12 protein-coding genes, 1 pseudogene and 2 riboswitches are annotated in these 14,616 nt (G+C 29.9%); of the genes and pseudogenes, 2 read left to right on the top strand and 11 right to left on the bottom strand.

Going from position 1 to position 14,616, the window contains the following annotated elements; translation table 11 throughout:
- Positions 1-21: 21 nt before the first annotated feature.
- The 7 genes from guaA to KHQ81_01685 all read right to left on the bottom strand — a co-directional run bounded on the left by guaA (position 22) and on the right by KHQ81_01685 (position 7,846).
- Positions 22-1,560 carry a glutamine-hydrolyzing GMP synthase gene (gene guaA, locus KHQ81_01715; GenBank protein QVK18458.1) on the bottom strand — a complete coding sequence of 513 codons (1,539 nt, stop codon included), beginning with the start codon at positions 1,558-1,560 and terminating at the stop codon, positions 22-24.
- Positions 1,561-1,665: 105 nt separating this feature from the next.
- Positions 1,666-1,767, bottom strand: a riboswitch (purine riboswitch).
- A 104-nt stretch (positions 1,768-1,871) separates the two neighbouring features.
- A complete protein-coding gene (locus KHQ81_01710) occupies positions 1,872-2,549 on the bottom strand; it encodes an anaerobic ribonucleoside-triphosphate reductase activating protein (GenBank protein QVK18457.1) in 678 nt (225 codons plus the stop codon).
- Positions 2,550-2,551: 2 nt separating this feature from the next.
- The gene (locus tag KHQ81_01705; protein QVK18456.1) at positions 2,552-4,651 is read right to left on the bottom strand and encodes a ribonucleoside triphosphate reductase; all 2,100 of its coding nucleotides are present in this window, start codon (positions 4,649-4,651) and stop codon (positions 2,552-2,554) included.
- A 98-nt stretch (positions 4,652-4,749) separates the two neighbouring features.
- Positions 4,750-4,928: riboswitch (cobalamin riboswitch) on the bottom strand.
- A 67-nt stretch (positions 4,929-4,995) separates the two neighbouring features.
- Complete coding sequence (locus tag KHQ81_01700; protein QVK18455.1) at positions 4,996-6,156, bottom strand: ArsA family ATPase; 1,161 nt, start codon at positions 6,154-6,156, stop codon at positions 4,996-4,998.
- Between the two features lie 69 nt (positions 6,157-6,225).
- Positions 6,226-7,041, bottom strand: a complete 816-nt coding sequence (gene zupT, locus KHQ81_01695; protein ID QVK18454.1) for a zinc transporter ZupT — start codon at positions 7,039-7,041, stop codon at positions 6,226-6,228.
- A 283-nt stretch (positions 7,042-7,324) separates the two neighbouring features.
- Positions 7,325-7,687: a type II toxin-antitoxin system PemK/MazF family toxin gene (locus KHQ81_01690; protein QVK19522.1), complete on the bottom strand. Its 363-nt coding sequence runs from the start codon at positions 7,685-7,687 to the stop codon at positions 7,325-7,327.
- Complete coding sequence (locus tag KHQ81_01685; GenBank protein ID QVK18453.1) at positions 7,688-7,846, bottom strand: hypothetical protein; 159 nt, start codon at positions 7,844-7,846, stop codon at positions 7,688-7,690.
- A gap of 1,011 nt (positions 7,847-8,857) precedes the next feature.
- On the opposite strand from KHQ81_01685, the pseudogene istA reads away from it, so the two are divergent.
- Positions 8,858-10,143: pseudogene (istA, locus tag KHQ81_01680) on the top strand (IS21 family transposase).
- Positions 10,143-10,892: an IS21-like element helper ATPase IstB gene (gene istB / locus KHQ81_01675; GenBank protein ID QVK18452.1), complete on the top strand. Its 750-nt coding sequence runs from the start codon at positions 10,143-10,145 to the stop codon at positions 10,890-10,892. The pseudogene istA and the gene istB overlap by 1 nt, the downstream one beginning before the upstream one ends.
- 563 nt (positions 10,893-11,455) lie before the next feature.
- Here istB and KHQ81_01670 read toward each other — a convergent pair.
- The 4 genes from KHQ81_01670 to KHQ81_01655 all read right to left on the bottom strand — a co-directional run bounded on the left by KHQ81_01670 (position 11,456) and on the right by KHQ81_01655 (position 14,392).
- A complete protein-coding gene (locus KHQ81_01670; GenBank protein ID QVK18451.1) occupies positions 11,456-11,836 on the bottom strand; it encodes a hypothetical protein in 381 nt (126 codons plus the stop codon).
- A gap of 45 nt (positions 11,837-11,881) precedes the next feature.
- Positions 11,882-12,421 (bottom strand): hypothetical protein, encoded by a 540-nt coding sequence (locus KHQ81_01665; protein ID QVK18450.1) that lies wholly within the window; start codon positions 12,419-12,421, stop codon positions 11,882-11,884.
- A gap of 441 nt (positions 12,422-12,862) precedes the next feature.
- Positions 12,863-13,327 carry a hypothetical protein gene (locus KHQ81_01660; protein QVK18449.1) on the bottom strand — a complete coding sequence of 155 codons (465 nt, stop codon included), beginning with the start codon at positions 13,325-13,327 and terminating at the stop codon, positions 12,863-12,865.
- A 12-nt stretch (positions 13,328-13,339) separates the two neighbouring features.
- Positions 13,340-14,392, bottom strand: coding sequence for a Hint domain-containing protein (locus tag KHQ81_01655; protein QVK18448.1), 1,053 nt, complete (start codon positions 14,390-14,392; stop codon positions 13,340-13,342).
- Positions 14,393-14,616 lie beyond the last annotated feature (224 nt).

Below are 14,616 nucleotides of genomic sequence, written 5' to 3'. Positions count from 1 at the left end.
TCTTTAACCTCATTTCTTTTCTTATTCCCACTCAATCGTTGCTGGTGGTTTTGATGTGATATCATAAACTATTCGATTGACACCATTTACTTCATTAACAATTCTTCTAGATATAAGATCAAGTACTTCCCATGGAATTCTTGCCCATTCTCCAGTCATTCCATCAATTGATGTAATCGCTCGAATACCTAGGGCATAGTCATAAGAGCGTACATCTCCCATAACGCCAACTGTTTTCATATTTGATAACACGGTAAAATACTGCCAAATATCTTTATCTAAATTCGCTTTTTTAATTTCATAACGTAATATTTCATCTGATTCTCTAACAATGGTTAATTTTTCTTCGGTAATTTCACCAATAATACGAATGGCTAGTCCAGGTCCTGGGAAGGGTTGTCTCCATACAATTTCTTTTGCGAGTCCTAATTTCTCTCCTAGAACACGAACCTCATCTTTAAACAATGTATTTAAAGGCTCTATTAATTGAAACTTCATGTCTTCTGGTAAGCCACCAACATTATGATGTGATTTAATTGTCTGAGCTGTTTTCGTTCCAGATTCGATAATATCAGTATATAGTGTTCCTTGGGCTAGAAAATCAAATTCTCCTAATTTTTTAGATTCTTCATCGAAGACATAAATAAATTCGTTACCAATAATTTTCCGTTTTTTCTCTGGGTCAGAAACATTTTCTAGTTTAGATAAGAAACGCTCACTAGCATCAACTCGGATGACATTCATATGAAATCCTTCACTAAAGGTATCCATTACTTGATCTGATTCACCTTTACGTAATAACCCATGATCAACAAATAAACATACTAGTTGATCTCCAATCGCTTTATGTAATAACATGGCAACAACAGAAGAATCAACACCACCACTTAAACCACATAAAACTTTCTTATCACCAACACGGTTTCTTATTTCTTTGATTTGTCTATCAATAAAATTCTCTATACTCCAATTGGCTTCAGCTTCACAAATATTAAAAACAAAATTTCTTAATATTTGATTTCCATACTCTGTATTACGAACTTCAGGGTGAAACTGAACGGCATAAACTTGTTTTTCTTCACAACTAATCGCTGCGTAAGGACAAGTGTCGCTTGAAGCTTCAATTTTAAAACCATCTGGTAATGATTCCACTTGGTCACCATGTGACATCCAAACTGTTTGTGTTTTCGGTAAATGATGAAATAACTTAGAATCTTCATTAACAACGTTTATTGATTTTTTTCCATACTCACGATGAACTGAACGTTTGATTGTTGCCCCAAATTTATGAGTCGTTAACTGCATCCCATAACAAATGCCTAAAATGGGAATTCCACATTGATAGATTGCTTCATCAATCCCAAATGAATCTTTTTCATAAACACTATTAGGACCACCACTTAATATGATTCCTTTTACATTCTTCATCGATTTTATTTCATCAGCTTTTATAGTATGTGGAAATAATTCACTGTAAACACCAAACTCCCTAATCCTTCGTGCAATGAGCTGGTTGTATTGACTTCCATAATCCAAAACAATGATTTTATTATAATCCATTTTTCCTCCTAAATCAGATAAATTTGTTAAAATTCAATATAAAAAAAGAGCATAAAGTACGAATGCTCTTTTTGAAATATTTAAAATGTCATATTAAAAACAAACATGTCATTTTAAATATTTCGTAGTCCTAAAATTTACGGTTTTAGGGTAGAGACTTTCGAACCATATTATCGAGTATATACGAATATTTACTCTATTCTATATTATTATTCATCTAATTTCAAGATGAAAACGCTACTTTTTATTATTTTTAAAAAATGAAAAATTTACCACTTGATGGATGATATTGCCCAAATATTTATGTCTTGTCATTTTATTATGATATCACTTACATAGTTATTCATAATTGTTTTAGCTTTTTCTAGTTTCTGCTTAGTAAATGGCAATAACTGTTCTTCTTTAATTTGGTTTTTTGAATAACGATAGTTTTGTAAAACGTATTTCTTAGCACCCTTTATCATGCAACCAATTTCATTAAAATCTAATGAATGATGATAATTATTAACAACCGTTGTTCTAAATTCATAATCAATAGTTGAATGAAGTAAAAGGTCTATAGATTCTAAAATACCATTAAGAGACTTGTTATATTTTGTTAACTGTTGATAATAATTTGTTGTTGTTTTAATATCCATCGCAATATAATCAACTAATGCTTTATCTATTAATTCCTTAAGTACATCTGGCCTTGTACCATTGGTATCTAATTTGATACTATATCCTAATGATTTGGCTAAAGTGATAACTTTCATAAAATTAGGATTGATGGTTGGTTCTCCACCTGTAATGACAACTCCTTCTAATTGTTGTTTTCTACTTTCTAAAAATTGTTTTAATTCTTCATAACTAACACCATCAGTTTGATTTAAAACAAGTGGACGGTTATGACAATAGGGGCATCTAAAGTTACAACCAGATAAAAACAAGACACAACTAATTTTATCTGGATAATCAATGAGACTAAATTTAACAATTCCACCAATCATCGTTAATTCAACCTATACTCAAAACGATCTTTATATTCTTCTTTTTTACCTTTATTAAAATTTTGAACTGGTCGATAAAATCCGACTACCCTAGTCCAAACTTCAGCTGGTTTATGACAGTGTGGACAATTAAAGTGTTCTCCTTTTAGATAACCATGTTCTTGGCAGATAGAGAAGGTTGGCGTTATTGATAAATAAGGTAGTTTGTATTTATTAAAAACTAATTGAAGAACCTTTTTCACTTGATTTGGGTCATCAATTCGTTCTCCTAAAAAGGCATGTAAAACAGTTCCACCAGTATACTTACTTTGAAGTGAATCTTGCAAATCAAGTACTTCAAATAAGTCATCACTATAGCCTACTGGTAAATGTGTACTATTAGTGTAATATGGCGTTTTATCAGAAGCAGTAATAATCATTGGATATTTTTCTTTATCAAGTTTCGCTAAACGATACCCTGTCCCTTCAGCAGGCGTTGCTTCAAGGTTATAAATGTCTCCCGTTTCTTGATAAGCTACCATTTTATCTCGCATATAATCTAATACTTTATTAGCAAAAGCCTGTCCTTTTTTAGTTGTAATATCTTCTAAATCAGCATAAAAATTTCTAATACATTCATTCATTCCATTTATACCTATTGTATTAAAATGATTTTTCCAATATTCACCAAAGTGATTATACACATCTTGTAAATAATACTTAGAATATGGATACAACCCATCACAAGTATTTTTTTCTATCACTTTTCGCTTTATTTCTAATACGGATTTAGCAATGTCCATCATTTGATCTAGATGACGGTAAAATGTTTCTTCATCATCTGCTAGATAACCTATACGAGGTAGATTTATCGTAACAACACCAATACTTCCAGTTAAAGGATTAGCACCAAATAATCCCCCACCTCTTTTTCTTAAGACACGATTATCAAGTCTTAAACGACAACACATACTTCTAGCATCTTCTGGTGACATATCAGAATTAATGAAATTAGAAAAATAAGGGATCCCATATTTACTCGTCATTTCCATAATTAAATCAACGACTTCATCATTCCAATCGATATTATTGTCAATATTATAGGTTGGAATTGGGAAAGTAAATATTCTACCAGAAGCATCGCCTTCTGTCATCACTTCACAAAAAGCCTTATTAATGAGGTCCATCTCATGTCTAAACTCACCATAGGTGGTATTTTCTAAATATTTTCCTCCTATAATAACTGGCTTATCTTTTAAGATAGATGAAGGTGATAAATCCATGGTTAGATTTACAAAAGGTGTTTGAAACCCTACCCTTGTAGGAACATTTAAATTAAAAATAAATTCTTGCATCGCTTGTTTAACTTGCTGATAAGATAGTTTATCAAAGCGAATAAAAGGAGCTAAATAGGTATCAAAAGATGATACTGCTTGAGCACCAGCAGCCTCTCCTTGTAAGGTGTAAAAGAAATTAACTAATTGACCTAATACTGTTCTAAAATGCTTTGGAGGACTACTTTGAACTTTATTTTTAACCCCGGTAAAACCATGTAATAACAACTGTTCTAAATCCCATCCACAACAATAGGTCGATAATAACCCTAAATCATGAATATGTATATCACCATTTAAGTGTGCTTTTCTTTGTTGTTCTGTTAAAATATGATTTAACCAAAAATCCTTTGTGACTTCTGAGACGATATGGTTATTTAAACCTTGTAAAGAATAATCCATATTTGAATTTTCATATACTTTCCAATCTTCTTTAGAGATATATTCACCGACTATTTTTGTGACATTAACATAGGTACTTTTATTTTTACGCATGTTTTCATGTTGATAGCGATAACGAATATAGTTTCTAACAACATCTTTAAGACCTAAATCCATTAGTGCATCTTCAACACAGTTTTGAATCGTTTCTAGTTCAAGGATATCAGAAGAATTTGATTTCTTAAGTTTAATTAAAACAATTTGCGTAGCAATTTGACTATATTCTTCTACTTCCTCTTTATTTAAATTTAGATGCGTTGCATCTATGGCTTTCATAATCGCCAATGTAATTTTTGATTGATCAAAGGGTTGAATGGTTCCTGATCTTTTTCTTACAGATTGAAACATAAAAAAAACCTCCAAAATATAATTTCTGGAGGATAGAAAATACGATTAAACTCATGATACCTAACCTAGTATCATTCAATATTCCCATCCCCAGGAGAAACTAAATCAAACTATTTGGTAGGTCTTCTGGCTCACGGATTATCCTACTAAGATACCTTCCCGTATCATCTACAGTGGTTGTTATCTTTTCGTACTCGTTTACAGTTGCTGGGACAGCTCAGGATTTTAACCTGCTTCCCTATTAAGTCTTTATGACGCCAAAACAGTTTTTTTAATTTATATTAATTGTATTACATTTAACCACAAAATACAATCTTAAACAACACAATATTTCTTATTCATTTTTATAAATTTCTAAACTGTATATATAGTTGTTGATTTTTATAAAATGATTGTTCAATTAAACGTCCTCTTAATATTCTTGGTAAATATACAAGACGCTCAAATGACCCTACTTCTATCGTTAACACTTCATCGTTTTTGCTTATTTGAAAGGCATCATTATCAAAACCTGGAATATTAATCGCTAAAATATATTTCCCATTTTCTTTATATATCTTTTGTATATCATCTTTATAAAGAACATGTGAAAGGTCAGTATCATTAAATACTTCATTTAAAATTTGATTTAGTTGCTTAATTCCTTGTATTTCACAATCCATCAATTTAATTTGATAAATTGGAAGTGGATTAAAACTAGATTGTATTTCTATAATATTTTGTTCTTGGCTTTTATACCACTTTGAAAAAAATCCTGTTTCCAATTCTTTAGGAAGTATTTTATTGATTATAATACTATCTATATTAAAACCTAACATATTTAAATAAGTAAAAGCACGTCTTGCATCATATATACCCATTTTATCTGGTGTTAATACGATTCTAAATGAAGTCATTGATTGATTTAAAATGATTTCTTGTAAATCTATAAATTCCTTCATAAGATATTCACTACTATGCATTACCTGTTCATTCGGTACCTCAAAACCAAACGATACAATTTTAGATAGTGGTCTAACCATTTTTAATAAATAGCGTTCGTTTCGAAATAACTTCTTTATCCACCACTCTAGTAATTCAGGGTAACTTAGTAAACGTAACACTTCTCCCATAAGCTCACAATCAACAATTATTACATCATATAAATTAGATGATAGATATTTTTTTATTTCTAATAAATAGAGTATTTGATTAATTCCCGGAATAATTGGGATTTCATCTGTAGCGATACCCTTTAATTTTTCCCATTTCATAAGTCTTCTTAACCAATTATGAATAATATCCCAATCTTTATTTTTATTATCTATTTCTAATGCCCATAGATTTTCTTTTACCTGAGTAGGTTTATTATAAATTGGAAAACCAAATACCTGTGATAAACTGTGATTAGTATCCGTACTAATGAGTAATGTTTTTAACTTAAGTGATGATAAATGAACTGATGCTATACTAGCAACACTCGTTTTCCCTACACCATCTTTTCCTGTATAAAATATTAATCGCATATTTAAAACTCCTTAGAAACCATTTCTATATTTAATTATCATTTACGATACCCAGATAACTATACGTCATTATATAAATAACAATAAACTAATTGCCATTACAATTTGTCCTGCGACTAAACCATAGATAGATAAATGCGTTTCTCCATATTCTCTCGCTGATGGTAGTAATTCATCTAATGAGATAAATACCATAATACCAGCGACTCCAGCAAATAAAATACCAAATACAGTATCTGATAAGAATGGATATAAAATTAAATAACCAATGATAGCACCGACTGGTTCTGATATGCCTGATAGAAATGAATAGATAAATGCTTTTCTTTTATTCCCTGTCGCATAATAAATTGGGACAAATATTGAAATACCTTCTGGGATATTATGTAGCGCAATGGCAACAGTGATTGGAATCGCTATAGAAGGATTTTCTAATGCTGATAAAAAAGTGGCAATCCCTTCAGGAAAATTATGAATTCCAATCGCTAATGCGGTAAATAAACCCATTCGTAAAAGTTTAGAATGACGGGCTTTCTCAGTATCTTGTTCATCCAAATCTTCCAACTTAGATAATTCATGAGGATTTTCAGCAGATGGAATTAATTTATCAATAATAGCGATAAATGCCATCCCACCAAAAAAGGATATAACTGTAATCCAAGAACCTAATCTTTCTCCTAAATCCATAACTAAGGCATCTTGTGCTTCAAAAAAGATTTCAACAAAAGAAACATATATCATAACCCCTGCAGAAAATCCTAAACTTACAGCTAAAAATTTGGTGTTCGTTTTTTTAGCGAATAAAGCTAATAAACTCCCAATACCTGTTGATAATCCAGCAATTAGTGTAAGTCCAAAAGCAATTAAAACGGTTTGATTGATCATATGCCAACCCTCCTCCATTAATTTTATTAACCCTATTTTATACTTTTTAAACTAAATTATCAAATAGTATAAAAATATCTATCAAATGGATAATTTTATTAGTCATTACGACTTACATTCCAGTAAATTGAATCCAATGCTATATAAAAAAACCACCTTAAAAAGGTGGTTTACCGACAAATTGCCAAATTTGTCATAACTGAATATATATCTACCGATAGGTTGCCAAACCTATCATAACTGTAATTATATTCTAATATATAATATGAAATGTGTCAATAGATTATTCTTTTTTCTGTAAATATTGTACTTTTCCTTCAAGAGATTTAATTCTATTTTCATATGCTATTATAATTGAGGTTAAACCAACTGCATTTAATAATTTCTTATTAATTTCATCTATTTCAGAAGTTAATGTAGCGATATTTTTACTGACTAATCTTTCTTTTCCTACTGTTTTTATTTGACCCAAATCTACTGTTCCAGTTAATTGTTTATGAATACTATTTTCTGTATAATAATATGTTCCTGAAATAGGAACTTGAATATCAGGAATAGTTAAATTACTATTTGATATTATAGCTACAACAGTTACAGGAGATTTAATATTATATGAATCTGACTGAACTATAACACATGGTCTAATCTAATTTTCTTCACTCCCTACATTTTCACCTAAATCAACAAAGAAAACTTCACCTCTTTTTACAATCCACTTTTTTTGATGAACTCTTTTAGAATGTAAGTACATTTTCCGAACATTCCACTGTATTAATCTTTGTGCTTTCTTTAATTGAATTGTCATAAATCTTTCCCCTTTATATTATATTAGATATATTAATCAATATAATTTAAGTTATTATACATGATATTTATACAGAGATAGTAAAACATTTCATTCTATCACACCTTTATAGATAATAAGTTTATCTCCTATACAACTACAAATAAATCAATACTATCAAATTACTTATATATAAAATTTGAATTTAAGATCTAAGGTCCTAGTTTCAGTAATTTAAATCTTATACTAAGTTTTTATCCACTAACTACATACTGTTCATTGTTCTATACGCAAACGACAAAAGAAATTCAACATTATGTTGATAAATGATATTAAATTTAAGTGTAAGTTAATTCAATCAACTAATGTAATTTAAATCAAAAATTCAATGAAAAATAAGTAGGGATACTAAATTTTATTTACAGAAAGATGTAAAAACGAAACAAGAAACTAGGAAATAGATATCATTGTATGTGCCAAGCCCTATAAGACAGATATAATTACTGAAAATTTATAAATACTACAATAACAAACCGTATAGGTAAGTAGCTTCAATTGAAGTTTTATATAAAAAAAACAGGCAATTGACATCATTAATTGCCTGTTATTGTATAAGGTAATAATCTAGACTTATATATGTTTTTCAAACTGCATAACTTAGAATAGATATAAATAATGGCTTATTCTTATTTTAATAGTTCGACACACCCTACCTTTGTTGTGCCGTCATTTCCAAGTTGATACATATTTCGAGTTACGTATCCAAGTTGCTACCATTGTCATACCCATGTTGATACAATTTTAATGGTATTTTTAGTAGTTGAACACACCCTACCATTGTTGTGTCGTCATTACCATGTTTATGCTTAAAACTTTTATTATCTATATTGCTGTAATATGATACTTAATTGCCTAACTATTAATGATAAGATACTTATATAAATGATAAGATAGATATGTACAGAAGTGATCACTTTAAAATGTACAGTTAATATAGTATAATTTCATAGTTAATCAATGGGAGGACAACTTATGATACTAAACTATGAAATAGATACTAATATAGAAATACAGAAATTAAATGATTTGAAGGTATTAAAGAATTTAATGGAAACAACAAACTTAAAGGTAAATAAAAGTCGATTAGCAAGAGAGTTAAATGTTGATAGAAGAACGATAAGTAAGTACATTAATGGTTATGAGAAGTCTAAAAATAGAAAACGATCAAGTATAGTAGATGATTATTACTACTTAATTAAAGATTTACTCAATGATAAAATAAAAGTTTTTGAATATAAAAAAGTGCTTTGGCAGTATCTTAGTGATAATTATGGACTAAAATGTGCTGAATCATCATTTAGGCGATATATAAGTAAAACACCAGAATTTCAAGAGTACTTTGATCAAAAGAAAAAAGTGCTATCAAAGCACCTTCAGTTATACGTTATGAAACAGATAAAGGTCAACAAGCACAGCTAGATTGGAAAGAATCAATGAATTTCGTGCTTGATACAGGAGAAGTCATCACAATCAATATATTCGTTTTATTACTGAGTTACTCAAGGTTTAGAGTTTATAGATTATCATTAACTAAATCTCAAGACATACTGTTTAACTTCATAGACGAAGCATTTCAAGCATTTGGTGGTGTACCTCATGAAATACTAACTGATAATATGAAAACAGTAATGGATGTACCAAGAACTGAATATTCAAAAGGAAAAGTAAATAATAAATTTCAACAATTCGCTAATGATTATGGATTTGAAGTTAAACCCTGTATCGCAGGCAGACCAAATACAAAAGCAAAGGTTGAATCCCCTATGAAAATTCTAGATGAATTAAAAGCATATAGTGGTGATTTAAATTATGAACAATTAGTGAAAAAGGTACAAGAAATAAACAACAGAGAAAACAGTAGGTTACATAGAGCTTATGATATGATTCCACTATTTGGCCTACAAAATGAAAAAGATTTCTTACAGTCCCCTCCACGAGACACGATAAGAAATCTATACTTGATTAAAACCATAACAGCGAAAGTAAACTCATCATCAATGATTAGTTATAAGGGTAATCAATATTCAGTACCACCTAAATATATGAACCGTACACTTCAACTGCAGGTATATGATAATCAAATTCACATATATTCTAACACAAATTTGGTGACAATACACTCGTTAAGTAGTAAAAAGTTGAATTATTTAGAGGAGCACTATATACAGATTGCCAGAATGACTCTATCTTTTGATGATGAAGATATTCAAAAATTCGCAAAAGAAAATCTTAATAAGATAGGAGAACGTTATAAATAATGACAACAGCACACGAGCAATTAATCGCAAATTTAGAATATTTAAAATTAAAAGAAATGAAAAATCATTTAGACGATACTATTAACTTTATTAATAAAAATAATCTATCTTTCGTTGATGGGCTTATTAAATTAACAACATATGAAATTGATTATAAAGAGGCTAGTATGATCAAAGCTATGGTTAAAGTAGGGGCATTCCCCCATTACAAAGAATTGAAGGATTTTGACTTCTCTTTCCAAGAAAATATAAACAAAGAACAAATATTAGATTTTGAGAGTCATAGATTCATCCATCAATGCGAGAACATCGTTTTTATGGGAACGAGTGGTGTTGGTAAAACCCACTTATCTACATCAATAGGTATATCCGCTGCGAAGAAGCGTATATCAACTTACTTTATAAAATGTCATGATTTGATAGCCCAGTTAAAGAAAGCTAAGTTAGAAAATCGCTTAAACGATAGACTCAAGCATTTTACCAAGTACAAATTATTGATTATTGATGAACTAGGCTATTTACCTATCGACAAAGAAGATTCTAAATTGTTCTTTCAGCTAATAGATAGACGATATGAAAAACGAAGTACGATAATTACAACCAACATTAACTTTTCTAATTGGGATGATATTTTTAAAGACCCTGTAATAGCTAACGCTATCCTTGATCGAGTTCTTCATCATGCTCATGTAGTTAACATTACAGGTAAATCTTATCGACTTAAAAATTACTTTATCGAAGAAAATTAAAAATGTACATTATTAAATGATCAAAAATGTACATTCTTATCTTGACATTTATATACTTATTCTGTAATCTAAGGAATTGAAACTATGCATATGATCCATAAGGACAAACTAATACATTTAGTGTAGCTGATAAAATCAAATTGATTAATCAGCTTTTTTCTGTTGTGTAACTTACTTCAGTCAAAGGTACTTTTATATCTATTTTTTGAAATTACATTTTTATATTATTTTTATGCAACAGAACCCAAGATATTAAGTTACATTCCCATGTTGCTACTATTGTCATACCCATGTTGATACATATTTTTATATTAAATAATCATGTTGATGCTAATGTAATACTGAAATTGACTCAATTTTAATAATTCTTATACAAAAGCAGGGAATATTTATTATGTTGCTGTAACCAACATTGCTGCTATCTCAAATCTCTTGTTTCCACAAACAAGATGTGTTTGGACTATCGTGTTGCTACTGTTACGCGAAAATAGAGTTTTTGCGTAATAGTAGACCCCCATCAGATGAGGAAGTAGTTCTGAAATGGGAAATAAACTTTTACGCAATTAAATAATTAGGTGTAAATTCCTTTTAGTAAACTCCGTTAATATTTTAATATGTTTTAAAAATAATTTGTATGAGTAGTAACCAATTTTGTGTAATTCACTATAATTTTCGTTTAGTTCGTCTTCAAATTTACTTATATAAACCATTGAATCATTAACCATTAAACTCTCATATGAAATTGACAAGATAGTTTTAAGTTCTGAATTTCTAATTTTAAAATTAATATAGTTTTCACGAATATCATATTCAATTTCAATTATTGAATAATTACATACAAACCTATAAACATCCATAATGCTTGAAATATTTTCATATGTAAAATTAAAGTTATATTCTTTAAGAAAACTAAACTCTTTTAATATAATTTGTTTCCTATCCATATAGTACTCCTTCAATATGTAAAAATAACATTGGAGATAACTTTTTTACCACATCTTAATATAATTTGCATAATTTCTAACCATTCTAAGTTCCATTGAGTAATATCTTCCAGCTTGAGCAGCACCGGAAAGCCCATTATCATATATGTTTGCATTAAGTTTCATCATGTTATTTATCCACGCTTTATTATGTAAATAACTTATATCATCTGCCATATCTTTACCCAAAACTTTCTTAATTCCATTATGTATTTTGGAATTTAACCCTTTATACGTACTAGTCTCAGATACTATAGCTGCTCTCCTTACCTTGTTCATATTCCGCCCAATTGTAACTCCTTGCCTTGCTTGATTAACTACCTTTACTGCGCTTACGGCAGATGATCCTAATGCAAATATTCCACCCCACATGAATCCATCGCTAGCTCCATTAACAAGGCCTTCTTTAAGTCCTTCTTCTCCTCCGGTTGCATACCCGATTGCCCCTTCAATGGCTGCACCTGACAGTGTTGAAACAGCAACTCCAATTAATAGTGGTGCAGCAGCTCCACCAGTAGCAACAGTTATTGCAACAGCTGCAGTCAAAGCAACTGCTCCTATAGCAATCTTTTGCCAATTGTTTAAGTGAGGCCAATAACCATTATCATCAACATTCATCACTGGATTATTCATACCATAAGAATATTAGTTAGCTCCTAATATTTCACCTTGAGTCACTGATAATATTGATGTATCATCCGCATTGATGAAGCGACCTATCTCAGAATTATAATAACAGCTATTCAGATAGTACCATCCTGTTTCGACATCCTTGTAAAAGAGACCCCAAACATAAGACTTATATCAATAAAATTTTGAAAGATCCAATATTGTTCATATAATTGGATCTTTCTTATTTTTAACTTCATATTTTAACTAAAAGATGACAATTAATTATCTATCCCTTTTTTGAACTTAGATTCAACAATAACAGTTGAACTAGTACAACATAGAAGATAAAATATTATCCATTTCTAATCTCTAAATTTATTCTTGTAAAATATAAGCTTTGTTAAAGAGTAATTTTCCTTGATCTAATTTTCTTAAAAAGTCTTTTTTTCTTATAGTACCACATATAATATTTTCTGGATTCCAGTCTAATCTAACTAAAAAACAAACTTGTTTTATTGGAGAGCAACTTAGATAAAAATCTAGTAATGAAGAAAGTAATTCCTTGTTCATATTACATAAAGATATATAATACTTAAATTTTGTTTTTTTACTAGGTTCAATATTAAAAAAACCATGTTCATAATCATATTCTTTCAATTCATCGAGTGGATATATAAAATACCAGATCCCTTGTAATGCGGTTAATAATTTCCAATGATCTCCATAAAAACTTTTTTCAGTATTTTTTAAATCCAAAACATCAATACCAACTTTTGAGTTGTTAAACATTTGCTTTTCATTTTGCCTTAAACATATAATATTTAAATCTGATATAACCATTTTTTTAAACCTCTATTTATAAATTTGACTTATTATATCATATATATTAAGCCCTGTGTCTTGAAACCCTCTTCCATTTGCTCCTTGGTAAGCTATATCTCCTGATTTATTTAATGCAATATCTGGATTTCTTCCTACTAAATATTCTTTTGGTTTAACTTGATTTAGTATATTTGGTTTAACCTGTGTGTGAAAGTCATTTTCCGAAATATTATATTTTTTTGCAATTTTTTCTGGTGAATATCTCTTAGATTTTCCTGGTGTACAAGTATTATGTACAAGTACACCTAATTCACTAACATAATATGTATGAAAATCTTCAACTTCAAAGTTATATACAGTGACAGGATTTTCTAATATTTCATGTTTTACAAACTCAATTACAACAATTTCCCCAGATAAAAGAACTAGTTTATCTCCTGCTCTAAGTTCTACGGCAGCTGTCCAACCTTTTTCAGGTACATAGAAAGGATGCTCATTAGTTGTTGTTATTTGCTCACCTTTTACTTTAATATGAACTAATTCCGTTGTTTGATTTCTAAATAATCTTACTACTTGTTTTAATCCTTTTTCGCCAGTTTCAGGACTTTCTGCATAAACTAAATCACCAACTTCGATGTCTTCAATTGGTTTATCACCATCAACTGTTTTAATAAGTGTACCTTCAACAAAACAATTCCCAGTTTCCATACTTCCAGCAGTTATTATTCCAGCAGCTAATATATATAATCCTGCTTTTACATCATTATAAGTATCTTCATCACCTCCAAAAATACCTTCTTTTATAACATTTGTACCAGTCACTACTTCACCAGCATCACTCACTCCTGCTGCTGCAATTCCACCAGCCACAACATAAGCACCTATTATTGTTGCAGTTGATGCTGCAGCTGCAACCGTAGCTGAAGCTCCTAACGATGACGCTATTATTCCTACTGCACAAGCTGCTGTTCCTGCTGATGCAACAACTGCTGCTGTTACTACTGCTGCTACAACTACTATAGCTGCTACTTTAGCTGCTTTCTTCACCCAACTAGGCCAACATCCACTCGGATCAACCATCATAACCGGGTTATTCTTCCCATATGCATACATATTATGCCCTAATATATCACCTGTTTCACCAATTAACCCATCAGCATTTAGGAAGAACTGGCCAGTTCATTATAATTATATCTTGTATGTAGTTTTATATTTGTCGAATTATGTCGATTTTTGTAGTTTATTGTCAAAAAATACCAGGAAACCTTTTTGTTCTGTTTGGAATATGTAACTTATATAATTCAAGC

This window comes from Mycoplasmatota bacterium, assembly GCA_018394295.1.
In the GTDB taxonomy this organism is placed as follows: Bacteria; Bacillota_I; Bacilli_A; order Haloplasmatales; family Haloplasmataceae; genus JAENYC01.
The sequence above is the reverse complement of the archived record's forward strand: the minus strand, read 5'-3'. Positions and strand labels throughout refer to the sequence as shown.

Coding starts and splice junctions, on each gene's coding strand:
- guaA (QVK18458.1), bottom strand. CDS start 1,560: ATGGATTATAATAAAATCATTGTTTTGGATTATGGAAGTCAATACAAC.
- KHQ81_01710 (QVK18457.1), bottom strand. CDS start 2,549: ATGATTGGTGGAATTGTTAAATTTAGTCTCATTGATTATCCAGATAAA.
- KHQ81_01705 (QVK18456.1), bottom strand. CDS start 4,651: ATGTTTCAATCTGTAAGAAAAAGATCAGGAACCATTCAACCCTTTGAT.
- KHQ81_01700 (QVK18455.1), bottom strand. CDS start 6,156: ATGCGATTAATATTTTATACAGGAAAAGATGGTGTAGGGAAAACGAGT.
- zupT (QVK18454.1), bottom strand. CDS start 7,041: ATGATCAATCAAACCGTTTTAATTGCTTTTGGACTTACACTAATTGCT.
- KHQ81_01685 (QVK18453.1), bottom strand. CDS start 7,846: ATGACAATTCAATTAAAGAAAGCACAAAGATTAATACAGTGGAATGTT.
- istB (QVK18452.1), top strand. CDS start 10,143: ATGACAACAGCACACGAGCAATTAATCGCAAATTTAGAATATTTAAAA.
- KHQ81_01670 (QVK18451.1), bottom strand. CDS start 11,836: ATGGATAGGAAACAAATTATATTAAAAGAGTTTAGTTTTCTTAAAGAA.
- KHQ81_01660 (QVK18449.1), bottom strand. CDS start 13,327: ATGGTTATATCAGATTTAAATATTATATGTTTAAGGCAAAATGAAAAG.
- KHQ81_01655 (QVK18448.1), bottom strand. CDS start 14,392: ATGATGGTTGATCCGAGTGGATGTTGGCCTAGTTGGGTGAAGAAAGCA.